At 63.9% G+C, this 23,835-nt stretch carries 22 protein-coding genes and 1 tRNA gene; 8 read left to right on the top strand and 15 right to left on the bottom strand.

Going from position 1 to position 23,835, the window contains the following annotated elements; all coding sequences use genetic code 11:
* Nucleotides 1–8: 8 nt before the first annotated feature.
* The 4 genes from U1702_RS14540 to U1702_RS14525 are packed head-to-tail and all read right to left on the bottom strand — an operon-like array spanning nucleotide 9 to nucleotide 6,418.
* Nucleotides 9–533, bottom strand: coding sequence for a 2'-5' RNA ligase family protein (locus U1702_RS14540; protein WP_332725867.1), 525 nt, complete (start codon nucleotides 531–533; stop codon nucleotides 9–11).
* Nucleotides 533–3,856 carry an error-prone DNA polymerase gene (locus U1702_RS14535; RefSeq protein ID WP_332725865.1) on the bottom strand — a complete coding sequence of 1,108 codons (3,324 nt, stop codon included), beginning with the start codon at nucleotides 3,854–3,856 and terminating at the stop codon, nucleotides 533–535. The genes U1702_RS14540 and U1702_RS14535 overlap by 1 nt, the downstream gene beginning before the upstream one ends.
* Nucleotides 3,853–5,754: a Y-family DNA polymerase gene (locus tag U1702_RS14530; RefSeq protein ID WP_332725863.1), complete on the bottom strand. Its 1,902-nt coding sequence runs from the start codon at nucleotides 5,752–5,754 to the stop codon at nucleotides 3,853–3,855. Before U1702_RS14530 ends, U1702_RS14535 begins: the two co-directional genes overlap by 4 nt.
* The gene (locus U1702_RS14525) at nucleotides 5,672–6,418 is read right to left on the bottom strand and encodes an ImuA family protein (protein ID WP_332725861.1); all 747 of its coding nucleotides are present in this window, start codon (nucleotides 6,416–6,418) and stop codon (nucleotides 5,672–5,674) included. Before U1702_RS14525 ends, U1702_RS14530 begins: the two co-directional genes overlap by 83 nt.
* 130 nt (nucleotides 6,419–6,548) lie before the next feature.
* Between U1702_RS14525 and U1702_RS14520 the strand changes: the two genes are divergently transcribed.
* Nucleotides 6,549–8,702: a M3 family metallopeptidase gene (locus U1702_RS14520; protein WP_332725859.1), complete on the top strand. Its 2,154-nt coding sequence runs from the start codon at nucleotides 6,549–6,551 to the stop codon at nucleotides 8,700–8,702.
* An 18-nt stretch (nucleotides 8,703–8,720) separates the two neighbouring features.
* Here the strand turns inward: U1702_RS14520 and U1702_RS14515 are convergent, their stop codons facing one another.
* From U1702_RS14515 to U1702_RS14505, 3 genes are all read right to left on the bottom strand, one after another.
* On the bottom strand, nucleotides 8,721–9,311 hold the full coding sequence (locus U1702_RS14515) for a DUF1989 domain-containing protein (RefSeq protein ID WP_332725857.1): 591 nt from the start codon (nucleotides 9,309–9,311) through the stop codon (nucleotides 8,721–8,723).
* The gene (gene gntA / locus U1702_RS14510) at nucleotides 9,301–9,996 is read right to left on the bottom strand and encodes a guanitoxin biosynthesis heme-dependent pre-guanitoxin N-hydroxylase GntA (protein ID WP_332725855.1); all 696 of its coding nucleotides are present in this window, start codon (nucleotides 9,994–9,996) and stop codon (nucleotides 9,301–9,303) included. The genes U1702_RS14515 and gntA overlap by 11 nt, the downstream gene beginning before the upstream one ends.
* A gap of 84 nt (nucleotides 9,997–10,080) precedes the next feature.
* Nucleotides 10,081–10,154 (bottom strand) — tRNA-Gln (locus U1702_RS14505).
* Between the two features lie 189 nt (nucleotides 10,155–10,343).
* On the opposite strand from U1702_RS14505, the gene U1702_RS14500 reads away from it, so the two are divergent.
* Together U1702_RS14500 and U1702_RS14495 are read left to right on the top strand one after the other, a co-directional pair.
* Nucleotides 10,344–11,384, top strand: coding sequence for a Ppx/GppA phosphatase family protein (locus U1702_RS14500; RefSeq protein WP_332725853.1), 1,041 nt, complete (start codon nucleotides 10,344–10,346; stop codon nucleotides 11,382–11,384).
* A gap of 13 nt (nucleotides 11,385–11,397) precedes the next feature.
* Entirely contained in the window at nucleotides 11,398–12,096 is a 699-nt protein-coding gene (locus U1702_RS14495; RefSeq protein ID WP_332725851.1) for an RlmE family RNA methyltransferase, read from the top strand.
* A 931-nt stretch (nucleotides 12,097–13,027) separates the two neighbouring features.
* Here U1702_RS14495 and U1702_RS14490 read toward each other — a convergent pair.
* Both U1702_RS14490 and U1702_RS14485 read right to left on the bottom strand, forming a co-directional pair.
* Nucleotides 13,028–13,993, bottom strand: a complete 966-nt coding sequence (locus tag U1702_RS14490) for an agmatine deiminase family protein (RefSeq protein WP_332725849.1) — start codon at nucleotides 13,991–13,993, stop codon at nucleotides 13,028–13,030.
* Between the two features lie 6 nt (nucleotides 13,994–13,999).
* On the bottom strand, nucleotides 14,000–15,676 hold the full coding sequence (locus U1702_RS14485; protein ID WP_332725847.1) for a M28 family metallopeptidase: 1,677 nt from the start codon (nucleotides 15,674–15,676) through the stop codon (nucleotides 14,000–14,002).
* Nucleotides 15,677–16,067: 391 nt separating this feature from the next.
* On the opposite strand from U1702_RS14485, the gene U1702_RS14480 reads away from it, so the two are divergent.
* A complete protein-coding gene (locus U1702_RS14480) occupies nucleotides 16,068–16,535 on the top strand; it encodes a hypothetical protein (RefSeq protein WP_332725845.1) in 468 nt (155 codons plus the stop codon).
* On the top strand, nucleotides 16,532–16,981 hold the full coding sequence (locus tag U1702_RS14475; protein ID WP_332725843.1) for a hypothetical protein: 450 nt from the start codon (nucleotides 16,532–16,534) through the stop codon (nucleotides 16,979–16,981). The genes U1702_RS14480 and U1702_RS14475 overlap by 4 nt, the downstream gene beginning before the upstream one ends.
* Nucleotides 16,982–17,061: 80 nt before the next feature.
* Here U1702_RS14475 and rpsD read toward each other — a convergent pair whose 3' ends face one another.
* The 6 genes from rpsD to rpiB form a co-directional block, all read right to left on the bottom strand.
* Nucleotides 17,062–17,676 carry a 30S ribosomal protein S4 gene (rpsD, locus tag U1702_RS14470; protein WP_332725841.1) on the bottom strand — a complete coding sequence of 205 codons (615 nt, stop codon included), beginning with the start codon at nucleotides 17,674–17,676 and terminating at the stop codon, nucleotides 17,062–17,064.
* 179 nt (nucleotides 17,677–17,855) lie between these two features.
* Nucleotides 17,856–18,122, bottom strand: coding sequence for a hypothetical protein (locus U1702_RS14465; protein WP_332725839.1), 267 nt, complete (start codon nucleotides 18,120–18,122; stop codon nucleotides 17,856–17,858).
* 69 nt (nucleotides 18,123–18,191) lie between these two features.
* Entirely contained in the window at nucleotides 18,192–18,914 is a 723-nt protein-coding gene (locus tag U1702_RS14460) for an RNA methyltransferase (RefSeq protein ID WP_332725837.1), read from the bottom strand.
* Nucleotides 18,911–19,378, bottom strand: a complete 468-nt coding sequence (gene nrdR / locus U1702_RS14455) for a transcriptional regulator NrdR (RefSeq protein WP_332725835.1) — start codon at nucleotides 19,376–19,378, stop codon at nucleotides 18,911–18,913. The genes U1702_RS14460 and nrdR overlap by 4 nt, the downstream gene beginning before the upstream one ends.
* Before the next feature lie 126 nt (nucleotides 19,379–19,504).
* On the bottom strand, nucleotides 19,505–20,812 hold the full coding sequence (gene glyA, locus U1702_RS14450; RefSeq protein WP_332725833.1) for a serine hydroxymethyltransferase: 1,308 nt from the start codon (nucleotides 20,810–20,812) through the stop codon (nucleotides 19,505–19,507).
* A gap of 10 nt (nucleotides 20,813–20,822) precedes the next feature.
* Nucleotides 20,823–21,260 carry a ribose 5-phosphate isomerase B gene (gene rpiB / locus U1702_RS14445; RefSeq protein WP_332725831.1) on the bottom strand — a complete coding sequence of 146 codons (438 nt, stop codon included), beginning with the start codon at nucleotides 21,258–21,260 and terminating at the stop codon, nucleotides 20,823–20,825.
* Between the two features lie 102 nt (nucleotides 21,261–21,362).
* Here rpiB and U1702_RS14440 point away from each other — a divergent pair, with 102 nt between their 5' ends.
* The 3 genes from U1702_RS14440 to U1702_RS14430 all read left to right on the top strand — a co-directional run bounded on the left by U1702_RS14440 (nucleotide 21,363) and on the right by U1702_RS14430 (nucleotide 23,789).
* Nucleotides 21,363–21,824: a hypothetical protein gene (locus U1702_RS14440; RefSeq protein WP_332725829.1), complete on the top strand. Its 462-nt coding sequence runs from the start codon at nucleotides 21,363–21,365 to the stop codon at nucleotides 21,822–21,824.
* An 85-nt stretch (nucleotides 21,825–21,909) separates the two neighbouring features.
* A complete protein-coding gene (locus U1702_RS14435) occupies nucleotides 21,910–23,145 on the top strand; it encodes a BtaA family protein (protein ID WP_332725827.1) in 1,236 nt (411 codons plus the stop codon).
* Nucleotides 23,142–23,789 carry a class I SAM-dependent methyltransferase gene (locus U1702_RS14430; RefSeq protein ID WP_332725825.1) on the top strand — a complete coding sequence of 216 codons (648 nt, stop codon included), beginning with the start codon at nucleotides 23,142–23,144 and terminating at the stop codon, nucleotides 23,787–23,789. The genes U1702_RS14435 and U1702_RS14430 overlap by 4 nt, the downstream gene beginning before the upstream one ends.
* The last annotated feature ends 46 nt before the right edge of the window (nucleotides 23,790–23,835 follow it).

Below are 23,835 nucleotides of genomic sequence, written 5' to 3'. Positions count from 1 at the left end.
CAGCGCGATCAGAATGCGAACATGCCCTGCCGGTCGATCAGCGGCCAGCGGCCATGCTCGATATGCCGCCCGCTCCCGCTTTCGATCAGCAGGATTTCCTCGACCGGCCATTCGATGGGCGGCAAGCGCGCGCACCGGAGCGATGCGCCGCCATAAGCGAGGTTGAGGTGCAGACTGAACGCGTAGTCGGGTAGCATTACGCCGCAACGCGCGATCCGTGCTGCCAGCGCACGCTGGAAATATCCCGGTGTGCGTTGACCTTTGCGGGGCTTGAGCGTGTCGCCCTCGATATGGTCGAAGGCGACCGAAAACGGTGCGGCGTCGAACGTTTCAAGCGCGCGATGCACCGCATCGATCGCCGCCGATGCGGTTTCGCCGATGGGCAGGAGCGTTCCGTGCCAGCGTTCGGGCGCGTAGCCGATCTCGATGCCCAGCGCCGCGCACAGCCGGATGAGGCGGGCGCGCTCGCGCGGTGGCGGCTTGAACATCATGTACAGCGGCCGTTCGGCGCGGCGAGTCACCTGCCCGGCCATCAGTGAAAATCCCGCGACTTGACCGGAATCCGGTCGGCATCGCGCCAGTGGTTGCTGTCATAGGGTTGCGGCCAGCCGACCTTTCGGTCGCGCGGGTCGATCGTCCCGCCATGCGTTGCACCGTCGCCGGGCATGGTCATGCGTGGCAGATCGAGATCGCCGACATCGCGCAGCATGCCCGTCAGATCGGTCAGATGATCGACGACGACATGGATCACCAGCCCCTCGCGCTGCACCCGCCCGCGAATACCGAGCATCGTCGCTGACATCACCGTGCGCCGGTTGGCCTCGAACCGGTCGGGCCACAGCACGGCATTGGCGATGCCGGTCTCGTCCTCCAGCGTGATGAATACCACGCCCTTGGCACTGCCGGGTCGCTGGCGAACGAGGATCAGTCCGGCGACTTCCACCCGCTGCCCGTCCTTCATTCTCGCCAGATCGCCACACGGCACCCTGCCTGCCGCCGCCAGCCGATCGCGCAGGAAATGGACGGGGTGATTGCGCAGACTGAGTTGCGTGGCGCGATAATCCTCCACCACCTCGCGCCCCGCCGTCAGCGGGGTGAGCATGACCGGTTCCTCGACCACTTCAGGCTGCACTCTGCCCGCATGTGCGTCCATCGTTGCGAACAGCGGCAACGGCGCTTCCCGCAGCGCCTTCACCGCCCATAATGCGTGTCGCCGGTCGAGACCCAACGACTGGAACGCATCCGCGCGCGCCAGCCGTTCCAGCGCCGCCGGTTTCACCCCGGACCGCCGCCACACTTCCTCGATCGACGCGAACGGCCCACCTGTCGCCCGCGTAGCGAGGATGTGTTCGGCGTCCATCTGTGCCAGCCCCTGCACGATCCGCATCCCTAACCGCAGTGGATGCAGGCTCGCCCAGTCCGCATCGTCCCCGCAAAACCCTGCAGCGCGCGGCCGCAGATTCGGCCCGCCGGGGATCATCCGCGTATCCCAACCGCTGTCGTTGATGCACACCGGCAGCGCCTCCACGCCATGCCCGCGCGCGTCGCGCACGATCTGCGCGGGGGCATAGAAACCCATCGGCTGTGCGTTGAGCAAGGCTGCACAGAACACATCCGGATGCCGACACTTCATCCATGACGAGGCATAGGCGATCTTGGCGAAGCTGGCGGCGTGGCTTTCGGGAAAGCCGTAATTGCTGAACCCTTCGATCTGCGCGACCAGCCGCTGCGCAAATTCGTCGCTGATGTTGTTCGCGCGCATGCCGGCGAGCAGCTTGGGACCGAACTCACCAATGCCGCCGGTGGATTTGAACGTCGCCATGGCGCGACGTAGCCGGTCGGCCTCGCTCGCGGGGAAACCGGCTCCAATGATCGCTACCTGCATCGCCTGTTCCTGAAACAGTGGCACGCCCAGCGTCTTTTTCAACACGGCTTTGAGCGCGGGCGAGGGGTAATCGACCAGATGCGGATTCTGCCGTCGCTTCAGATAAGGATGAACCATGTTGCCCTGGATCGGGCCGGGCCGGACAATCGCGACCTGAATCGCGATGTCATAGAAGTTGATCGGTTTCATGCGCGGCAGCATCGACATCTGCGCCCGGCTTTCGATCTGGAAAACGCCCAGCGTATCGGCCTTGCGGATCATCCTGAATGTAGGTTCGTCATTCTCCTGCATCACGGGGGAGGCCATCGTGATCGATATGCTCTTGTGTTTGGCCAGCAAGTCGAACGACCGGCGCAGGCAGCCGAGCATGCCGAGGCCGAGAATATCGACCTTCATGAAGCCCAGATATTCGAGATCGACCTTTTCCCATTCGATGACGTGACGATCGACCATCGCGGCAGGTTCGACCGGAATCAGGTCGTGCAGCTTATCGCGCGTAAGCACGAAACCGCCGGGATGTTGCGACAAATGCCGGGGCGTGCCGAGCAAGGCCTTTGACAGCTCCAGCGTCAGCGCCAGCCGATGGTCGCTATTGTCGAGATTAAGCGCGGCGACATGCGCGTCGGGCACGCCTTCGTTCGACCAGCCCCAGACCTGACTCGCCAGCGCGCCGGTCAGGTCTTCGGGCAAGCCCAGCGCCTTGCCCACTTCACGCACCGCGCCGCGCGAGCGGAAGCGGCTGACGACAGCGGTCAGCGCGGCATGATCGCGGCCATAGCTGTCATAGATCCACTGGATCACTTCCTCGCGCCGTTCATGCTCGAAATCGACGTCGATGTCGGGCGGCTCCTTACGCTCGGTGCTGATGAAGCGTTCAAACAGCAACTGGTGCTTGACCGGATCAATCGATGTGATGCCAAGCGCAAAACAGATGACAGAATTCGCAGCGGACCCGCGGCCCTGACACAATATCTGCTGGCTAATCGCGTACTGCACGATCGAGTTCACGGTCAGGAAATAGGGTGCATAGTCCATCTGCTCGACCAGTCCGAGTTCGTGGGTCAGCAGGTCGCAATGTGCCTGTGAAGGTTTACCGCCAAAGCGTTGCCGCAAGCCGTTCCATGCCAGTTTTTGCAGCGCCTGTTGCGGCGACTGGCCGTGCAGGACTTCCTCTTCCGGATATTGATGGTTCAGGTCGCGCAGTGAGAAGGCGCAGCGTTCGGTGATCGCTTCACTGGCAAGCAACGCATCAGGGTAATGCGCAAAGCGGCGTAGCATTTCGTCCGGCGATTTAAGGTGTCGATCAGCATTGCGCTCACGCCTGAAACCAAGTTCATCGATTGTGCATTTGTTGCGAATTGCGGTGACGACATCCTGAAGCATACGCTGATCGGGATGGTGATAGAGGACGTCGCCGGTGGCGAGCGGCATCAGGGCATAGCGATGCGCTGTTTCATATGTTTCGTACAGGCGCACAGCCTCGCCCGGGCGCCGCTGATGGGTGAGGCAAACATGACCGTGTGCGCCGAACAGGTCGGCCATCCACTGCAGGTCGCCATCGACGCCACGTGGGACCAATGCGGCAACCAGGCCTGAGCAATGGGTGGAAATATCTTCCCAGTAGAGAAAGCATTTCCCCTTCTCGCCAGCTTGCGGATCGGCACGCGATTTGCCGAGCGTGATCAGCCGCGTGAGGCGGCTCCAGGCGGCGCGATCTTCCGGCCAGACCAGCAATGAAGCGCCATCGACAAGGTCCAGCCGACAGCCGGTGACGGGGCGAATCGTCACACCCTGCTTGGCAAGTTCGTCGCAAGCAAACAGCGCCTGCACCACACCGGCGAGCGAGTTGCGATCGGTGACGCCGAGCGCGGAGTAGCCCATCAACGCGGCATATTCGAACAGCTGTGTGGGTGCCGACGCGCCGCGCAGGAATGAGAAATGCGTCGTCACCTGAAGCTCGACGTAACTCATCCGAACAGCCCGTGCAGATACCAGCTAAGATCGCCGGTCACGCCGCGTTCGCCATCCCCCCTGCGGAACAGCCAGTAGCGGCGGCCTGCATCGTCCTCGACGCGAAAATAGTCGCGCACGGCATGCGTCTCCGCCGCACGTCGCCACCATTCGCCCGTGATGCGTTCGGGGCCATCGGCGTGCATCACGTGGATGACGCTGCCGCGCCAGGTGAAGCGGCGTGGCGGCTGGTCGGGGAGCGCGGCCAGCACATGATCGAGCCGTTCGGGCTGCCGCAACAGCCGCACCGGACGGGGCCAGTCGATGCGCCACGGGTCAGGCACGGTACTGCGATCGAGCTGGCCGACATCGCCGGGTTTCAGTCTTGCGCCGCGCCGCGCCGGTGCATCCAGCACGCCGTCGCGGGCGACGCTGCGTTCGGGGACGTCGCTTTCGACCGGACGCCGTCGTGACAGCCGTGCCAGCCCGATCCGGGTCGCCAGCGTATCGACCAGCGGGGCCAGGTCGGGCTTGGTATCCTCATCCAACCGTTCGTCGAATGGTTGCGCGGTGAGTGGTTCGGCGCGGCGGACGTAGAGGGTGATGGCGTCGATGCCATAGCCGGGCTCGACATCCTCGATCCGCCGCGCGATCAGGCGAACCAAATGCATCGGGTCGCGGGTCGCACGGGCGAGGCCGACGCGGATGCGTTGCGGGACGCCGTCCACGCGATCCGCGACCAGCTCGACTGCGCGCGCGCCCAGCCCTTCGCTCTCAAGCGCGGCGCAGAGTTCGGGGACGAGCGCGCCGATCCAGTGCGCGATCCCCTCGGCCGTCGCCACCGGATCGATGAAACGGCGCACGACCATGATGGCTTCGCGCGGAATCACCGGGGCAAGCGGTTCGGGCAAGCTTCCCAGCGCCTGTTCGAGCCGCGTCACCAGCGTTGCGCCAAAACGCCGGGTGAGGGGTGCGCGCGGCATTGCGGCAAGCTGGCCGATCGTGTCGATGCCCAGCCGGCGGAGAAGTTCGACTGATTTTGTGTCAGCGCGAAGGGCAGGAATGGGCAAGGCAGCGATTGCCTTTGCCTGCTCGGTTGCCGACAGAATGCTTACGGGATCGCGGCCATGATGTGCGAGCGCCCATGCCGCGCCGACCGTGTCGGCAATCGCTATCCGCGCCGAATAGCCCCGCCGCCTGAGCAGCCGGACGATCCGCCGCGCCATCATCGCTTCACCGCCGTGCAAATGTGCGGTGCCGGTGATGTCGATCAGTAAGGTATCCGTTCCCTCGACCGCGACGATCGGCGACCAGCGCCGCGCGGCGAACAGCGCCAGCGCGTTGAGTACGGCGAGATCGCCATCGGGATCGGCGGGGCGGATGTCGAGGCCGGACACTTGTGCTCGTGCCTGAGTGACCGGCATGCCGGATCGGATTCCGGCGGCACGCGCTTCGGCAGAGGCGGCGGCGATGACGATACGGCTGCCCTCACGGATCGTAGTGACCAAACCGCCCTGAACAGGCTGTGGTGGTGGCGTGACGGCAACGCGCGCTGGCTTGTCCGGCTTTCCCGCCGGAATCTGCTTGCCGACCTCGTCCGATTGCATTGGGCGAAAGGGATTGCCTGCTGCCTCGTCGCGCCGCCCCAACTCGCGCCGGGATGGGCGCTGATGTGCGGGCAGCGCGGCAATTTGTGCGTCGCGTTCCGCTCGCGCCCATTTCGCGCCCGGTCGCCAGCCGCCGCCGCGCGGCACCGAACAGGCATGCACCTGCTCAGCCGCTGCCGCCGCCCGCAACGGTTCGATCGATGCGAGGACTGCCAGATCGGATGGCCGCTCAGGCTGCTTCGCGGTTCGCTCCACCTGCCGCAGCCTTTCGATGGGCCAGTCGGGCAGGAAGAGCGCAGCGACCCGTTTCATCGCACGCCTCCACCAATTGTTGAAAACCCTCACCTCCCTTTTGCCGCGCCAGCGTCAGTCGCCAGCGGGCGCGGCCCACCCCCTCCACGGGCAATGGCGTCGAGGGTGCGCAGGCCACGCGCCAGCGGGTGACGGCGGCGGAGGGCGCGCCAAGCGGGTCGCCCGCGTAACGCGGATGGCGTTTCATCAGCAGCGCGATCGTGCGCCCGCCCTCCGCCGCCAATTGTAGCCGCCGCGTCGCCGGCATGCCCACCCGCTGCGCCTCCCCCACCACCGCGCCCAGGCCACGATGGCGCAGCCCTTCCTCCATGATCGCCAGCAATTCTGCGTCGTCCGCCGCCTCGGCATAAAGCACGCGTTTCGGGGCCAGTCCCGCCTGATACAGGCCGGGTGCGAACAGGTCGCGCCGCCGCACCACCCATAAAACCGGCCCCCATGCCCGCGCCGCAATCCCCGCGACGAACAGGGTGGCGGCGGCATCGTCGGTCAGATCGGCGGTGTCGCCGGCGATTTCGTGCAACGCATCGAGCCTGAGCCCGCCATCGGTCAGCCGCGTGTCGATCTTGTCCAACCCGAACGGCAACACCGGACGGCGGCGATATCCACTGCCCTGGATCGCATTCAGCGTCTCACGCAACTGGCTGATGACGGCAGGGTCGGCCACAACGGGGTGCTCAACAAATCGACTCGGGATGATTGTTCCTATTTTGTTCTAATTTTCGTCCGAGTCAACTTGCCAATCCTGACCGCAGAGGCGTATCGTCCTGCTATCACACCTGTTTTAGGGAATTCCGATGAAGCCCGTTTCCGGCGCGATTCTGCTCGCCACCACCTCGCTCCTTTCCGTCAATGCACAGGCTCAACCCATGCCAAAAGCCGCGTCCGCCCCTGCCCAGGCCGCCACCCCTGCTCCCGATGCCGCACCGATGCTGGCACAATGGCCCGGCCCGTTCGACGGGGTGCCGCAGTGGGACAAGGTGACCCCCGCAATGTTCGGTCCCGCGTTCGAGGCGGGCATGGCCGAGGCACGCGCGGAGTTCGCCAAGGTCCGTGACAACCCCGAAGCGCCGACCTTTGCCAACACGATCGAAGCGCCGATGAAATCGACCACGTCGCTCAGCCGTGTGTTCCCGGTGTGGGGCGTCTATACCAGCAACCTCGCCACGCCCGAGGTGCAGAAGATCGCCACCGAATGGAGCCCGAAACTGTCGGCTTTCTCGACCGAACTCAGCCTCGACCCCAAGATGTTCGCGCGGGTCAAGACGCTCTATGACAAGCGCCAGACGCTCGGCCTCAATCCCCAGCAGATGCGCCTGCTCGAACGCAGCTATCGCGGTTACGTGACCTCGGGCGCGCTTCTCAACGAAGCGCAGAAGGGCGAGATCAAGCGCATCAACGGCGAGCTGTCGAAAGCCTATACCGAGTTCAGCAAGCGCGTGCTGGCAGACGAGGAAACCGCGATCATCCTGACCAGCGAAGCCGAGCTTGCGGGGCTGTCCGACAGCTTCAAGGCAAGTCTGGCGGATGAGGCGAAGGCGCGCGGCCAGGCAGGCAAATGGGCGGTCAAGAACACGCGTTCGTCGATGCAGCCGTTTTTGATGTACTCGACCCGCCGCGACCTGCGCGAGAAGGTGTACAACGCCTATATCAATCGCGGCGATAACGGCGACGCGAACGATACCAATGCGATCATCGCCAGCATCCTGAAGCTGCGGCAGGAACGCGCGGTGGTGCTGGGGTTCAAGAACCACGCCGCCTATCGCATGGACGACACGATGGCGGAGACGCCCGCCAATGCCAGCAAGCTGATGATGTCCGTTTGGCCCGCCGCCCGCGCCCGCGTGCTGGAGGAAGTCGCCGACATGCAGGCGCTGGCCGATAAGGAAGGTGCCAAGATCAAGATCGAGGGCTGGGACTATCGCTTCTATGCGGAGAAGGTCCGCAAGGCGAAGTACGATCTGGATGAAAGCGAAGTGAAGCCGTATCTGGAGCTGAACAACATGGTCAACGCCATGTTCTACGCCGCCGGACGCCTCTACGATCTGCAGTTCAAGGAGAATACCGGCACGATTCCCGTGTTCAACCCGGATGTCCGCACGTTTGAAGTGACCCGCGAGGGCAAGACCGTCGGGGTCTTCTACCTCGACAATTTCGCGCGTGCGGGCAAGCGTTCGGGAGCGTGGGCGACCAGCTATCGCAGCCGTTCGGGGCTGCGCGGTGAAAATATCGTGCTGGCGTCGAACAACAACAATTTCACCAAGGGCGGCGCGGGTGAAGCGACGCTCATCAGCATCGACGATGCATCGACATTGTTCCACGAATTCGGCCATGCGCTGCACAGCCTGCTCGGCAATGTCTATTATCCGGGACTGGGCGGCACGCCGCGTGATTTCGTCGAATATCCCAGCCAGGTGAACGAAAACTGGCTGCTGACGCCGGATGTGCTCAACCGTTATGCCAAGCATTACAAGACCGGCGAAGTGATCCCGGCGGCGTTGGTGGACAAGATCCAGAAGGCGAATACGTTCAACCAGGGGTTCGACACGGTCGAATATCTGTCGTCAGCAATCGTCGATATGAAGCTGCACGACCGTGAGACGCCGGTGGCGGACCCCGATGCATTCGAACGGGACACGCTGGCGGAACTGAAGATGCCGAAAGAGATCGTGATGCGGCACCGGTTGCCGCAGTTCAATCACCTGTTCTCGTCGGACGCCTATTCGGCGGGTTATTACAGCTACCTATGGTCGGAGACGATGGACGCCGACACTTGGGCGGCGTTCGAGGCGACGGGGAATGTGTGGGACAAGGCGACCGCCGACAAGTTCCGCACCGTGCTGCTCGCCACCGGCAACGAGACGGATCGCAAGGAAGCATATAGGGCGTTCCGGGGCCGCGATCCGGACGTGAAGGCGCTATTCAAGCGTCGCGGTTTTCCGTCGGAGTGAGGCATTGGCGCCGCCGGGTTACTCCGGCGGCGTTACCTCCCAGTCGATCGGTTTGAACGAGCCATTGTTGGACTGAAGCGCCGAACAGGCGGTGAGGCCGATAATGAGGTCGTCCATCGCACGGAAGACGATGCGGTCGCCGGCCTTGCTCAATGGCGGATCAACGCGCAGTTCGCCCGTCGTTCCGTCCACCGGCACGTTCATGAAGCAGTTGAATGCGACCGGAATGTCGTCGGGGCCGATGCCATAAGTCTCAAGCGCTGCGACGAGGTTGCCGAAACAGCCGCGATGCGGATCGGTATCGCCATAAATGATGCGGAACGTGTCTTTTGAGCACGGCGTAAGCAGGAAATCATGCCGCCCGACATCGTCCTCGATGATTTCCAGCAACACGTTGCTGCGGTTGGAATAGAGCTTGTCGCCGGTCGTCAGGTAGATGCGGCTGGCATAATCGAGCGTGCGGCCCGAGGAGATAACCTCGCGGATGTCATCCTTGCGGAACGCCAGCAGGTCGGCGACCTGCTCGCCAGTGGGGTCGGTGACGGTCAGCAGCGCGCCTTTCGGCACCTCGAACGCCACGCCTGATCGTGGTTCGATCCTATGCGGCATTTCGCGCCCCTTTGCGGCCCGAGAAGGGGCAGACCCAGTCGGCATCGACCAGTCGCCCGCTATATTGGCGCGCTTCCGACACCGTGCCGTGTCGCGCGAGCATGGGGTTAGCCATACCGGCCAGCGCCACATCGCGCTCGACGATGGAATCGCGCAATTTGTCGTAACGGCCCAGCGCGCGCAGCTGTTCGAACTGGTCGTGCAGGTTGAACACAAGTGCCGGGCGCTCGAAGCGGCGGGCCGGGCGGCTGGCGTGCGGGTGGAGGCCGACGACGAAGAACCCCTCGCCGCCGAAGCTCAATGAAAAATGCGGATCGTCGGGATCGTCGCTGACGCGCGGATCTGGCTTTTGCCCCAGCCATTCGTCCTTTTCGCTGAGCGACTGGACGCGGGCCCATAGATTGGCCTCAAACTCGTCCTCGCCCAGACCGGCGTCCTCTTCGAACAACACGACCAGCGACTGGAACAGGGTCGGTTCGACCTTATAGCCCTCAGCCAAGGCAAGCAGATTGGGATAAATGCGCAAATCGTCCCAGGCGGAACGGATGTCGCGGCCCACTACAAAACGCATCTGGTGGCGACTCAACGCGGATTTCGCGCCGACGCAAGGAAAAGCAGGGTCCTTCACAAAGCGCCGGAAGGCGTCGGCGAGCGGGTGGTCGCTATCGTTCGATGGTTTCAGCATGCCCGTCCAACGCGGCGTTACCGGGCAAGGTTGCGCAACCGAATCAAGATTCGTGCTGATCCAGGTTATGGAAAATGTGAATAGTGGATGCCCGACAAGGACTCGAACCTTGATTGACGGAGTCAGAGTCCGCTCTCTTACCATTAGAGGATCGGGCAATCGGGGGCTGCTCTAGGTGGCGAGAAACCACGGGTCAAGGCGATTCGGGCCGGTTTTGCCCCCGCCGGTCGCTCGCCTTGCCGGCGCCGTGGTGCCCTGCTAGCTTTGCCTTCAAGCACCGGCGGCCGTTTCGGCCGTGACGGAAGAACATAAGTGAGTGACTCAACATGGGGGAAGGCTCCGCCAGGATGCCGCGCCCGCCGGAATCGCCTCCGGCCCGCCCGGCCCCACCGGTATCCCCGCCAGCGGGGCGGGCGCGCTGGCCGGAAGCACGGCATTTCGCCGCACTGGACCTTGGCACCAATAATTGCCGGTTGCTGATCGCACGACCGCAAGGGTCGGGCTTTACCGTGGTCGACGCATTTTCGCGCATCGTGCGGCTGGGCGAGGGGCTGGCGTCGAGCGGGCGGCTGTCCGATGCGGCGATCGAACGGACCATCGCCGCGCTGAAAATCTGCGCCGATAAACTGCGCCGCCGCAACGTTGCGCTGTCGCGGTCGGTGGCGACCGAAGCGTGCCGACAGGCGGAGAATGGCGCGGAGTTCATCCAGCGCGTCTATCGCGAGACCGGCATCGTGCTCGACATCATTACCGCCGAGGAAGAGGCGCGGCTGGCGGTGCTGGGCTGTCACGCACTGCTGGAGCCGGGTGACGGACCCGCTTTGGTGTTCGACATTGGCGGCGGATCGACCGAGCTGGTGCTGGTCGATACCGCGAGTGAGCAGCCCAGCATTCTCGACTGGCACAGCGCGCCATGGGGCGTGGTGTCGCTGACCGAGGCGAAGGGGCGCGGCGGGGGCGATCCCGACGATGCGATCCGCAGCGAGGCCTATGCGCGGATGCGCGACAGCGTGGCCGAGGCATTTGCGCCGTTCATCGCACGGCTGCCCGCGATTACCGGCACGCCGCGCTTGCTGGGCACCAGCGGGACGGTGACGACACTGGCCAGCGTGCATCTGGGCCTCCCCTCCTATGACCGCTCGGCGATCGACGGGCTGATCGTGCCCGCTGCGTCGATGCGTGCCGTCAGCCAGCGGATTGCCGATCTGGATATGGCGGGACGTTCGGCCATTCCGTGTATAGGCGCCGAGCGCGCCGACCTGGTGGTTGCCGGCTGCGCGATTCTGGAGAGTATCATGGACATCTGGCCCGCCGAACGCATCGGCATCGCCGATCGCGGCATCCGCGAGGGCATCCTGCGCCATCTGATGAAGAATAGCGCTCGATGAAGAGGATTTGGCGATGAGCAGGGGCGGCACCAGAGGCCATACCCGCGTCCGCACCGGGCGCGGACGCACCAGCCAGTCGATCCGCTGGCTGGAGCGGCAGTTGAACGACCCCTACGTCAAAAAGGCGAAGGCGGAGGGCTATCGCAGCCGTGCCGCCTACAAGCTGATCGAGCTGGACGAGAAGTTCGGCATGCTGAAGGGATCGAAGCGCGTCGTCGATCTGGGCCTGGCCCCCGGCGGGTGGAGCCAGGTCGTGCGGCGGCAAGTGCCAAAGGCGGCGATCGTCGGCATCGATTTGTTGCCGGTCGATCCGATCGAGGGCGTGACGATCTTTCAGATGGATTTCATGGACGATTCCGCACCCGACCGGCTGGTCGAGGCGCTGGGCGGCGCGCCCGATCTGGTGATGTCGGACATGGCGGCGAACACGGTGGGTCATCCGCAGACCGACGCGCTGCGCACGATGGGGCTGGTCGAGGCGGCGTTCCAGTTCGCAATCGAGAATCTGGAACCGGGCGGCACCTTCGTCAGCAAGATCTTTGCGGGCGGGGGCGACAGCCAGTTCGTCGCCGAGATGAAACGCAACTTCGCCACCGTGAAGCACGCCAAGCCGCCGTCGAGCCGCAAGGGTTCGGTCGAATGGTTCGTGGTGGCGCAGGGGTTCAAGGGGCGAGCCGAGGAAGCGGTTGCGGACGGAGCTGAGTCGGACTGACGGGGTGGGGCCGTGGTCAGCCGGTTGACGCGGTTGACGGTTTGGCAGGGTTTTTGGCGGAAGCGACGGTGAAACGACAGCTTTGCGCCTGCGACGCGACTGTTGCGCGACAGTGACGCGACACGCGCGCGCCGCTGACGCGACAGAGGGGCTACAGCGGCGCGACACCGAAGCGACGGGTTTGCGGCACTGACGCGCGATATATGCGCCATCGACGCGGCGGGGTGTGGGAATAGGGTGGTGCGAGCGGCGGTTCATCGATCAGGATAGATCAGATGAAATCCAACATTACCAGTGGGTTTGGTCGGCGGTCGATTTGGACTGCGGAAGAAGAAGACGCGAGTGTCGCTAACGACCTTGCGGACCTAACCCGACTACAACAAAGTGGCAGCACAGAGCAGTCGACGTAGACAAGCGAGGAGAAGCGTATGAGCAAGCTCTGGTGGTTTATCCCACTTGGCGCTTTGATGCTCTGGTTCGTAATCCAGCTCTTTCGAGGTGGCGGGTCGTCGTCCGATGGTGGCGAACGACCGCCTGAAAGAGATGAGGGCGGCGGTTTTTGAAGAGACTGCGCTGCCCATAGCCTCGAAGCGTACAAGCCAACGGGCGACGTTACCCAGTGGATGTAACGCCCGCTTTCTCCCAATTACGGACGTTTGAATTGGCTCTAAACTGGCTACATATACTGGCATGGCCCCTGCTGATCGTCGTTCGTCAGCTTTCCACGCAATTGCGAACATCGACTCTTCTTCGCCGCTCTCGAAAAGGGAGGGGTTGGGAGTGGGTTGGCACGCACGGTGCGCCAGACTGTGCTGAGGCCATGCAACCGACGTCCTTATCCGTCGCCCGGCCTTGAGCGAGGTCGGCTGCCCTGATTCGTCGGAGGAAAGAAGCGGGACCCCGGGTCAAGCCCGGGGTGACGAGAGGATAGTTACTTCGGAATCTGCTGCGAGATACAGTGGAAACTCCCGCCGCCCGTCAGGATATGGTCCGCCCGCAGCCCCACGGCCTGCCGCCCCGGGAACAGCGCGCCGATCGTCTCGACCGCCTTGCGATCGTTGGGCTGGCCGTAGACCGGCACCACCACGACCGCATTGCCGATGTAGAAGTTCATATAGCTTGCCGGGACCACCTCATCCGAATGGATCACGCGGCCCGGTGAGGGGATCGGCACCACCTCCACTCCGAACGCCTCGGCGCGGCGTTTGGCGTCCTGATAGACCAGCCAGTTGGGGTCGTTTTCCTCCGCCACCGGGATCGCCAGCCGATTGGGGCCGACGAAGCGGGCGAGATTGTCGACATGGCCGTCGGTGTGGTCGTGCGTCAGGCCGTTGCCGAGCCACAACACGCGGTCGAAGCCGAGGTCGCTGTACAGCCGCTCCTCCGCCTCGCGCATCGACAGGCCGGGATTGCGGTTGCGGTTGAGCAGGCATTGTTCGGTGGTGACGACCAGACCGGTGCCGTCCCAGTCGAGCGAGCCGCCCTCCAGCACCCAGTCATGCGGTTCGACCTCGATCCGGCGCTTGTCCGCCAAACGCGCGCCGATCTCCTCGTCTCCGGCATACTCATATTTCCCGCCCCAGCCGTTGAACGCGAAATCGTGGCCGACGCCCTTGTTATCGAGAATAACCCCGGTGTCGCGCAGCCAGATGTCGCCGAACGGGGCGACGACGACTTTGGCCGAATCCCCGGCGAGCAGCCGCGCGGCGGTGGCGGCTTCCTCATCCGCCGCGACCAGCAACACTTGCTCGCCCGCGCCATCGGCATGGACGGCACGGGCAAAGGCGGCAACCTCGGCACGGGCGGCCCCCAGCGATTCCCATAATTCGGGATGGCTGGGGAAGCCGATCCACACGGCCTTGTGCTTCGCCCATTCAGGGGGTGGGGTCGGTTTCATGGCAGCTTACTTCGCTCCGGCGCGGCTCTTGTCGCGGATGGCGCGGAATTCGTCGCCCTCCACCCAGTTCGGCCAGTCGCCCGTCATCGCCAGCGCGCGGCCGACGCTGTAGTAAATCGCCAGATCGCGTTCGACCCCCGCCCAGTTCCACGCCGGATTATATTCGTCCTTCGGCCCGTGGTAGCGGTTCTTCTCATAGTCCATCGCGGCCGCCTTGCCCGCGTCCTTGCCACCCTCGACCAGATCGTCGCCACCGTCGAAATAGAGCATCGGCACGCCTTGCTTCGCCAGCATGAAATGGTCGGACCGGTAGTAAAAGCCCTTTTCCGGGGTGGGTTCGGCGGTGGCGGTGCGGCCCTGTTTCGCCAACGCGCGATCGAGGAAGCCATCAAGCGCCGACTTGCCCTTGCCCACCACGATCACGTTCTTCGCCGGGCCGGTGACGCTGAGCGCATCCATGTTCACGCCGCCCACCGTCTTGGCCAGCGGATAGACCGGGTTGGCACCGTAATAGGCCGATCCGAGCAAGCCCGATTCCTCGGCGGTGACGGCGAGGAAGACGAGGCTGCGGTCGGGCGCGCCGGCTTTCTTGTTGGCCTCCGCGATGGCAATCAGCGCGGCGGTACCCGTGGCGTTGTCGATCGCGCCATTGCAGATATCGTCGCCGTCCGGCGCCTTCTCACAGCGGCCGAGATGATCCCAATGCGCGGTGTAGAGCACGACCTCGTCGGGGCGCTTGGTGCCGGGCAGGATGCCGATGACGTTCTTCGACGCGTGTTTGCGGATGTCGTTGTCGAAGCTGAGCGATGCCTTGACTGCGCCCAGCGGCACGGCCTTGAAACCCTTGGTCTTGGCGGCGGCGGCAAGCTTGGCGAAATCCTGCCCGCCCGAAGCGAACAGCGCCTTCGCCTTGTCGAGCTGGATCCAGCCGATCGCGGCGGACTGGTCGGCATGGCCGTTGGCGGCGTCGGCGACCTGCTGCTCGCCGGTCCAGCTCGACTGGACGACATTCCAGCCATAAGCGGCCGGTTCGGTCTGATGGACGATGATCGCCGCCGCCGCGCCCTGTCGCGCCGCTTCCTCATATTTGTAGGTCCAGCGGCCATAATAGGTCATCGCTTTGCCGCCGAACGTCCCTTCGGCCCCTGCGGTTTCCCAGTCGGGATCGTTGACGAGGATGACGACGGTCTTCCCCTTCACATCGACCCCGGCATAGTCGTTCCAGCCACGCTCAGGCGCGTTGATGCCGTATCCGACAAACACGACCGGGCTGTCCTTGATGTCGATCTTCGACGTGACGCGATAGGTGCCGGCGACGAATTCCGGACCGTATTTCAGCGCGATCGGTGCGGTGCCGCCGGTGAAGTTCAATGTCGAGACGTTCTTCGCGGTGATCGCCACCAGCGGCACGTCCTGAAACCAGCTGGGGCCATCAGGACCATTTGGGCTGCCGGGCTGCAGCCCCGCCTTCTGGAATTGCGCGACGAGATAATCGAGCGTTTTCTTCTCCCCCGGCGTACCGGGCGCGCGACCCTCATATTCGTCGGACGAAAGGATGCGCGTCGCCTCCTTCAGCGTCTCCATCGGCATGGCAGGCATGGCTTCCTCGGGCGGGGCCGAGGGGGCGGTGTTGCAGGCGGCCAGACCCAACAGGGCCAGCGGAGCCAAAAACGCGAGACGCATCGACATCTTCTCCGGGTGTTTCAGGGCAGGACTTGTGGCAGCACTTGATGGCGCTCGCAAAGGGAAAGAGCGAACAGATCGGCTGGAAGATTGACAGATGCGGATAGTTCGCTGGCTTGATATTTGGCCGATCTCGAATAAGCTTGGCAACGGGGAAGGAGATGCAATGCCATCTCGAACTATAGCGCTATTAGCGACCGGGCTGCTCACGTTATCCTTGTTGACCGGGTGCATGGCGATGCGACCCAACACGCTGCCACCCGGCCCTGGCCCCGGCCCGTCGTTTCATGCGATCCCCCGGCTAAATGCGGTACCCGCCGCATCGGTTTCGAAGAACCTAAGTTCACGATGCTTCACAGCCACCCACTCACTTGGTCAAGTCGAAACTTGGTTGAACGGGAAGCTCGACACTCGCGCTTATAGGCGTAAGTTATTTGTCGTTGCGGGCGGCTTTGCGATCGCGACTGCATTCGAGAGTATCGGCCACGACGGTAAGGCTATTGCGGGTAGGCGCTGGCAAACCGGTCCGTTCAAGAACAACCTTTGGGATATCTTCACCGGCAAAGCACTGCCTGGTCGCTATCGAGCACTGTTGTTTGTCTATGGTCCCAATATGGCAACCAACAGCACCGCAGCCGATTTCGGCACGGCGATCACGTTGTTCCAAGACAACCCCTACCGCCTGCCCCCAAGTCTGGCGAATGCGGCGGCCGGCCCTGGCAAACATCTACAGCTGTTCGTCTATGAGTATGAGCGCAAGACGCTGGGTGACGACGCCGTACGTGTGACGCATCTCAGCCCGGAGGCACATCTTGCAGGGGCCGGTCTGAACGCCATTGTTAACGGAGCTTGCCCATGACCAATGCCGTTCTCTCCGCGCGCTTAGGCCGATATCGCCGGTTAATCACTCTTGTTTGGTGGCTCGGCGGGGCGTTGCTGATCCTGCTTGTGCTCGGCTTGGCTGCGGTGCCGAGTGTTTCGCGCGATACACACGAGTTGCTGGGGTGGCTGCTGCCGCACGTCCTTCCTTCGATGACGTTGACCGGCGCGGTGGCTTATTTCGCCGGTCCGCCAAAAACGGTCGATACCAAGCCCGAGGAGATGAAATTCCTATTTCGATTGGCATTGACGGCCAGCGTTTTCTATCTGCTAGTTCTCGTCATCGTCATCATAGTGTCGCTGCTCGCCCTTAGCCGCGGGCAGCAAGGCATTTTAGTCGAGCGACTACAAGACTGGAACATCGTGATCGGCGTCATGCAAGCACTGCCAGCCTCCGCTATCGGCGTTTTCTTCGCGAAGAACTGACCATTGCGAAAAAGGCGACCCAAATGAGTCGCCTTTTCCTTTTCGTTCGTAGGCAGCCAAACGCTGCTGCATACTTGCTATTAGCGCGAGTAGAATTCCACGACCAGGTTCGGTTCCATCTTCACCGGATACGGCACCTCGTCGAGGGTCGGCACGCGGGTGAAAGTGATCTTCGACGCGCCGTCCGGTGCGACATAATCGGGGATGTCGCGCTCGGCCAGGCTCTGCGCCTCGATCACCAGTGCCATTTCCTGGGCCTTGGGTGCCAGTTCGACCGTCTCGCCTGGCTTGATGCGGCGCGAACCGATGTTGCACTTCTCGCCATTGACCTTGACGTGGCCGTGGTTGACCAGCTGGCGCGCGGCAAAGATCGTGGGCACGAACTTCGCGCGATAGACGATCATGTCGAGGCGCTGCTCGAGCAGGCCAATCAGGTTCTGGCCGGTATCGCCCTTCATCCGCGACGCATCTTCATACGAACGCTTGAACTGCTTTTCGGTGATGTCGCCGTAATAGCCCTTGAGCTTCTGCTTGGCGCGCAGCTGGATGCCGAAATCGGACACCTTGCCCTTGCGGCGCTGGCCGTGCTGGCCGGGGCCATATTCGCGCTTGTTGACGGGCGATTTGGGGCGACCCCAAATGTTCTCGCCCATACGACGGTCGAGCTTGTACTTGGCGCTTGAACGCTTCGACATTGGAATTCCTAAACAAAGCTAACAACGTTGACCGGGCGGTTTCCCACCTGATCGCGATTCCGGTACCGCCTGTGTCACAAGACACAGGGCCGCTGCTTCACCGGAGTGCAGGGCCATTGCGAAGGGGCGCGGTTAGCGGCGGCCCCCATGGGAGTCAAGCCGCCGGGGCTGCCGACGGCTCAGTTTGGTCTGGCGTAGGGAAGATAGGCGTCGCGCTCCTGCCGCTCGGAATCCTTGAGGACGCGACGATTATCCTCGGCATTCGCTGCCTGCATCTCGTTCCAGCGCTTGCGCGTCATGCAGACCTGCGGGCCAAAGCGGGTGCCAACGGTCTGGACGCGACGGCAGATCTTTTTCTCTTTGGCCGGAGCCTCGGTCTCGGGCTGCGAAACGGGCGTTGCGGGCATCGGCGAAGCGGCAAGCAACAGGGCGGCAAAGCTGAACATGAGCGGGAATCCCTTTGGTCGAATGTCCCAACTGTAACTCCAGTGTGCAGCGTTTCCAAGTGCTTCGGTTTACTTGGGCTGCTTCTTGCCCTGTAGTGCGGACAGCACCCCGCGCATCGTGCGCACCTCCTGTGCCGTCCAGGCCGGCTTGGTCAGGAGGTTGCGCAGCGTCAGGCGCGACACATTCTCGCGCTCGGGCGGGTAGTAATAGCCGGTATCGGCGAGCAGGCGCTCGAAATGGCCGATCATGCCCTCCAGTTCGTCCTGCGGGGCGGGCGGGTGGAGGTCGGTGCGCGGCGGTTGCGCCAGCCCCTCCCCCTTCGACCATTCATAGGCGACGAGGATGACGGCCTGCGCCAGGTTGAGCGAGCCGAAGACAGGGTTGATAGGCACGGTCAGGATCGTGCGGGCGAGGTTGACGTCCTCAGTCGCCAGACCGGAACGCTCCGCGCCGAACAGGATCGCGGACCTGCCCACTGCCCCATGAATCTCAGCGGCGGCTTCGGCGGGGTTGACCACCGGCTTGGTCACGCCGCGCTTGCGCACCGTGGTGGCATAGACGTGCGGGCAATCGGCGACGGCATCGGCGACGCTGTCATAAACCTGCGCGTCGGCCAGCACACTATCGGCCCCGCTGGCGGCGGGACCGGCGGAGGGGTTGGGCCAGCCGTCGCGCGGGGTGACGAGGCGCATTTCGGTGAGACCGAAATTGAGCATGGCGCGCGCCGCCTTGCCGATATTCTCGCCCAGTTGCGGGCGGACGAGGACGATGACCGGGTTAGGCGCCGTCATTTGCGCTCGCCCGCGACCTCGGCAACGCTGCTGGCGAACGCCTCGAAATCCTTGGCTTCGCGGAAGTCGCGATAGACGCTGGCGAAGCGGATATAGGCGACCGAATCGAGGCCCTTAAGTCCGTCCATCACCAGTTCGCCAATGCGCTGCGACGGGATTTCGGGGTCGCCCAGCGTCTCCAGCTGACGTTGAATGCCGGAGACGAGCTTTTCGATCTGGGTCGGGTTGATCGGTCGCTTGCTGCACGCGATCGACACCGAGCGGACCAGCTTGTCGCGCTCGAATGGTTCTCGCTTATCTTCAGACTTCAAGACAGTCAGTTCGCGCAACTGGATACGCTCGAACGTCGTGAAGCGCGCCGCGCACGCTTCGCACTGACGCCGCCGACGGATCGCCGCCCCGTCTTCGGTGGGGCGGCTATCCTTTACCTGTGAGTCTTCGTTACCGCAGAACGGACAGCGCATCTTAGCCCTCTCCCCACTGGGGAGAGGGTTGGGAGAGGGGCCGGGGGCTCGCAGAGAGAGCGGTCTCGGTGAGACCCCTCCCCCTCACCCCGGCCCTCTCCCCAGCGGGGAGAGGGAGATTGAACATCAACCCTCCGGGTAGATCGGGAAGCGTTCGCACAGGGTGCGGACACGGGTACGGACATTGGCCTCGACTTGCGGGTCACCGCCCTCGCCCTTGGCGCGCAGACCGTCAAGCACGTCGGCGACCATATTGCCGATCTCGCGGAACTCGGCGGGGCCAAAGCCGCGCGTGGTGCCTGCCGGGCTGCCGACGCGGATGCCGCTGGTCTTGACCGGGGGCAAAGGATCGTTGGGGATGCCGTTCTTGTTACAGGTGATCGCGGCCCGCTCCAGCGCCTCGTCCGCATCCTTGCCAGTCACACCCAGCGGCGTCAGGTCGACCAGCGCCAGATGCGTGTCGGTGCCGCCGGAGACGAGGTCGCATCCACGCTCGTTCAGCGTGGCGGCCAGCACTTTGGCATTCTCCACCACGGCGGCGGCATAGCTCTTGAAATCGGGCTTCAACGCCTCGCCGAACGCGACCGCCTTTGCCGCGATGACGTGCATCAGCGGGCCGCCCTGAAGGCCGGGGAACACCGCGCTGTTGATCTTCTTCGCAATGGCTTCGTCATCGGTGAAGATCGCGCCGCCGCGCGGGCCGCGCAGCGTCTTGTGCGTCGTCGTGGTGACGACATGCGCGTGGCCGAACGGGGTGGGATGGACGCCGCCCGCGACCAGGCCGGCGAAATGCGCCATGTCGACGAAGAAGATCGCGCCGACCTCATCCGCAATCGCGCGGAACCTGGCGAAGTCGATATGGCGCGGATAGGCCGAACCACCCGCGATGATGATGCGCGGGTTATGTTCGCGTGCCAGTGCCGCGACCTGATCGTAATCGATCAGATGATCGTCGGGCTTCACGCCGTACTGGACTGCGTTGAACCATTTGCCGCTGAGCGCCGCGCGCGCGCCGTGGGTGAGATGGCCGCCAGCATCGAGGCTGAGGCCCATGATCGTGTCGCCGGGCTTGGCCAGCGCCAGCATCACCGCGCCGTTCGCCTGCGCGCCCGAATGCGGCTGGACGTTGGCGAAGTCGCAGCCGAACAGTTGCTTCGCCCGGTCGATGGCCAACTGCTCGACCTCGTCCGAGGGGTGACAGCCCTGATAATAGCGCTTGCCGGGATACCCCTCCGCATATTTGTTGGTGAAGACCGAACCCTGCGCCTCCAGCACCGCTTTCGACACTATGTTTTCGCTGGCGATCAGTTCGATTTGATATTGCTCGCGCTCAAGCTCATGCGCGACGCCCGCGAACACGGCGGGATCGGCATCGGCGAGGGTCTGGGTGAAGAAGCCATCCGGCTGGACGGCGGAGATTGGATTGGTGCTCATAGGACTATCCTTACAGCTCGGGCGCGGTCAGTTTGTCGACGCGGCGCTGGTGACGATCGCCGCCGAATGCGGTGGCGAGGAAGGCGGTGACGCAGGCTTTCGCCATTTCGGGGCCGATCAGCCGGGCGCCCATGGCGATGACGTTGGCGTCGTTGTGTTCGCGCGCGAGGGCGGCGGAGAGCGGCTCCGATACCAGCGCGCACCGCGCTTGCGCGTTACGGTTGACCGAGATCGAGATGCCGATGCCGCTGCCGCACAGCGCAATGCCGCGCTCCGCCTCGCCCGCCGCGATGGCGCGGGCAAGCTTGTAGCCGTAATCGGGGTAATCGACGCTGGCGGTGCTGTCCGGGCCGAGGTCGGACACGTCATGACCTTCGCCGCGCAACCAGTCGGCGAGCACCGCCTTGAGGTCGAGGGCGGCGTGATCCGAAGCGATGGCGATGCGCATGGGAAGCGTGGTTCGACCCTCAAACGATGTGATGGCGCGGTCTCTAGGCGTTTGTTGCGCGCAAGGCTACACCCGATCTTATGAGTGTGCTTAGGGGAGTGTATGATGCGTATCTGGGTGGTGATCGCGGCAGCGCTGGCGACGACGGCGTGCAGCGAAATGAGCAACGAGCAGCAGGCCGCTCTGGTCGAGAATGCCGTCGCCAATGCCGAGGCGATGGCGGAGAACGTTACCGACCGCGCCAAGGAAAGTGAAAAGGCCAAGGAAGCCCCGAACCGCGATGCATGGGTCGGCAAATGGATCGGCGTCGAGGGGCTGGTGCTGACGATCGAAAAGGATGCGACCACGCCCGGCCGCTATCGGCTGACCAATAAATATGGACTGGACGATGACATGACCGGCACGTTCGACGGCGTGGCGAGTCAGCGCGGCATCACCTTCACGCGCCCGGATGGTCCGCAGGAATTGGTCCCCGGCGACGGCGAGTCGACCGACCTGAAGTATCTGGCGGGCAAGAAGGATTGCCTGATCGTCAGCGTCGGCGAAGGATATTGCCGGGATTGATGTGACGGTTTCGTCATTGATCCGTCGCTGCACTGAAACGTAGCGTCGGTAAGGGCGACCCCGGAACACCCCGAGGAGCCTGCCCATGGGATCGACTGCCCCCCAGCCGCGCAACCGCGCGGTGCGTGCCGCCGTGCATCGCCACGACCAGCTGAGCCGCGAGGGGCTGCTCGAGCGCGCCTTCACCTTCGCCTTTCGCGGGCTGGTCTATGCGCAGATTTGGGAAGACCCGGAGGTCGATATGGCCGCGCTGGCGATCACGCCGGATTGCCATGTCGTGACCATCGCCAGCGGCGGTTGCAACGTCCTGTCCTATCTGACCGCCAACCCCGCCAGGATCACCGCCGTCGATCTGAACACCGCGCATATCGCGCTCAACAAGCTGAAAGTCGCTGCGGCGCAGCGCCTTCCCGATCATGCCGCGTTCCACCGGTTTTTCGGCCAAGCCAACCGGCCCGATAACGTCGCCGATTATCGCGCGCATATTTGCCCGCATCTGGACGAGACGACGCGCGCCTATTGGGAAGGGCGCGATCTGGTCGGGCGGCGGCGGATTGGCGGCTTTGCAGGCGGCTTCTACAAACGCGGACTGCTCGGCAATTTCATCGGCGCGGCGCATTTGCTCGCCAAACTGTACCGCATCGATCCGCGCGAGATTCTGGCGGCAAAGACGCCCGAGGAGCAGCGAGAAATCTTCGAGACCCGGCTCGCGCCGATGTTCGACAAGCGCTTCGTGCGCTGGCTGATCGACCAGCCGGCATCGCTGTTCGGGCTGGGCATCCCGCCCGCGCAATATGAGGCGCTGGCCGGGGACGATCCGCGCGGCATGGGCGCGGTGCTGCGGCGGCGATTGGAGAAGCTGGCGTGCGACTTCGACCTGTCGGACAATTATTTCGCGTGGCAGGCGTTCGGACGCGGTTATGGCGAAGGGGTCGATGCTCCGTTGCCGCCCTATCTGCGTCCGGCCAATTACGAAATGGTGCGTGAGCGCGCGGATCGGGTCGAGGTGCGGCACCAGAATTTTGCCGACTATCTCGAATCGATGCCGGACGCGTCGCTCGACCGCTATATCCTGCTCGATGCGCAGGACTGGATGACCGATGCGCAGCTGGAGCGGCTGTGGCGCGAGATCACCCGCACCGCGAAACCCGGTTCGCGCGTGCTGTTCCGCACCGCCGCTGCGCCAACCTTGTTGCCCGGGCGAGTGCCCGACGCGATCCTGAACCGCTGGGACTATGCCGCAGCCGAGTCGCTCGATTTCACCGCACGCGACCGTTCCGCCATCTATGGCGGGGTGCATCTGTATCGGCTGAAGCCATGATGCCAGACACGCGCCATGCCGCGCACATGGACGGTGTCTATGCGGCGCAGCGGCACATTTATGATCTGACCCGCAAATATTACCTGCTGGGCCGCGATCGGCTGATCGACACGCTGAACCCGCCACCGGGAGGGGCGGTGCTGGAGGTTGGCTGCGGCACCGCGCGCAACCTGATCGCGGCAGCACGGCGCTGGCCGAAGGCACATTTCTACGGCCTCGATATTTCGGAGGCGATGCTGACCACGGCGCGCGCGAAGGTGGCGAAAGCGGGGCTGAGCGACCGCATTACGCTGGCGCAGGGCGATGCCGCTGCGTTCAATGTGGCGGCGTTCGGCGTCACCGGGTTCGATCGGGTATTCCTGAGCTATACGCTGTCGATGATCCCCGACTGGACCGCCGCGATCGAACGCGCGGCAGGCGCGCTGGCCCCCGCCGGACAGTTGCACATCGTCGATTTCGGACAGCAGGAGCGGCTGCCGCGTTGGTGGCGGGCAAGCCTGTTCGCTTGGCTCGAACGCTTTCATGTCAGCCCGCGCCGGGAATTGCCGGTGGCGCTCAAGCATATCGCGATGGCCAATGGCCTGATCCCGGCATTTCAGCCGCTCCTGCGCGGCTATGCTTGGTCGGGCTGCCTGCGCGCCTGACACAATCTGACGATCCTTGCCCAACGAGCGATGCTCTGTAACACCG

Source organism: Sphingomonas sp. LT1P40 (assembly GCF_036663835.1).
Taxonomy (GTDB): domain Bacteria; phylum Pseudomonadota; class Alphaproteobacteria; order Sphingomonadales; family Sphingomonadaceae; genus Sphingomonas.
This window is presented reverse-complemented; position numbering and strand designations above follow the sequence as displayed.

Coding starts and splice junctions, on each gene's coding strand:
- U1702_RS14495 (WP_332725851.1), top strand. CDS start 11,398: ATGAGCAGGGGCGGCACCAGAGGCCATACCCGCGTCCGCACCGGGCGC.
- U1702_RS14435 (WP_332725827.1), top strand. CDS start 21,910: ATGGGATCGACTGCCCCCCAGCCGCGCAACCGCGCGGTGCGTGCCGCC.
- U1702_RS14475 (WP_332725843.1), top strand. CDS start 16,532: ATGACCAATGCCGTTCTCTCCGCGCGCTTAGGCCGATATCGCCGGTTA.
- U1702_RS14540 (WP_332725867.1), bottom strand. CDS start 533: ATGGCCGGGCAGGTGACTCGCCGCGCCGAACGGCCGCTGTACATGATG.
- U1702_RS14500 (WP_332725853.1), top strand. CDS start 10,344: ATGCCGCGCCCGCCGGAATCGCCTCCGGCCCGCCCGGCCCCACCGGTA.
- rpsD (WP_332725841.1), bottom strand. CDS start 17,676: ATGTCGAAGCGTTCAAGCGCCAAGTACAAGCTCGACCGTCGTATGGGC.
- rpiB (WP_332725831.1), bottom strand. CDS start 21,260: ATGCGCATCGCCATCGCTTCGGATCACGCCGCCCTCGACCTCAAGGCG.
- U1702_RS14535 (WP_332725865.1), bottom strand. CDS start 3,856: ATGAGTTACGTCGAGCTTCAGGTGACGACGCATTTCTCATTCCTGCGC.
- U1702_RS14465 (WP_332725839.1), bottom strand. CDS start 18,122: ATGTTCAGCTTTGCCGCCCTGTTGCTTGCCGCTTCGCCGATGCCCGCA.
- U1702_RS14520 (WP_332725859.1), top strand. CDS start 6,549: ATGAAGCCCGTTTCCGGCGCGATTCTGCTCGCCACCACCTCGCTCCTT.
- U1702_RS14460 (WP_332725837.1), bottom strand. CDS start 18,914: ATGACGGCGCCTAACCCGGTCATCGTCCTCGTCCGCCCGCAACTGGGC.
- U1702_RS14490 (WP_332725849.1), bottom strand. CDS start 13,993: ATGAAACCGACCCCACCCCCTGAATGGGCGAAGCACAAGGCCGTGTGG.
- U1702_RS14485 (WP_332725847.1), bottom strand. CDS start 15,676: ATGCGTCTCGCGTTTTTGGCTCCGCTGGCCCTGTTGGGTCTGGCCGCC.
- U1702_RS14440 (WP_332725829.1), top strand. CDS start 21,363: ATGATGCGTATCTGGGTGGTGATCGCGGCAGCGCTGGCGACGACGGCG.
- U1702_RS14515 (WP_332725857.1), bottom strand. CDS start 9,311: ATGCCGCATAGGATCGAACCACGATCAGGCGTGGCGTTCGAGGTGCCG.
- glyA (WP_332725833.1), bottom strand. CDS start 20,812: ATGAGCACCAATCCAATCTCCGCCGTCCAGCCGGATGGCTTCTTCACC.
- U1702_RS14430 (WP_332725825.1), top strand. CDS start 23,142: ATGATGCCAGACACGCGCCATGCCGCGCACATGGACGGTGTCTATGCG.
- nrdR (WP_332725835.1), bottom strand. CDS start 19,378: ATGCGCTGTCCGTTCTGCGGTAACGAAGACTCACAGGTAAAGGATAGC.
- U1702_RS14530 (WP_332725863.1), bottom strand. CDS start 5,754: ATGAAACGGGTCGCTGCGCTCTTCCTGCCCGACTGGCCCATCGAAAGG.
- gntA (WP_332725855.1), bottom strand. CDS start 9,996: ATGCTGAAACCATCGAACGATAGCGACCACCCGCTCGCCGACGCCTTC.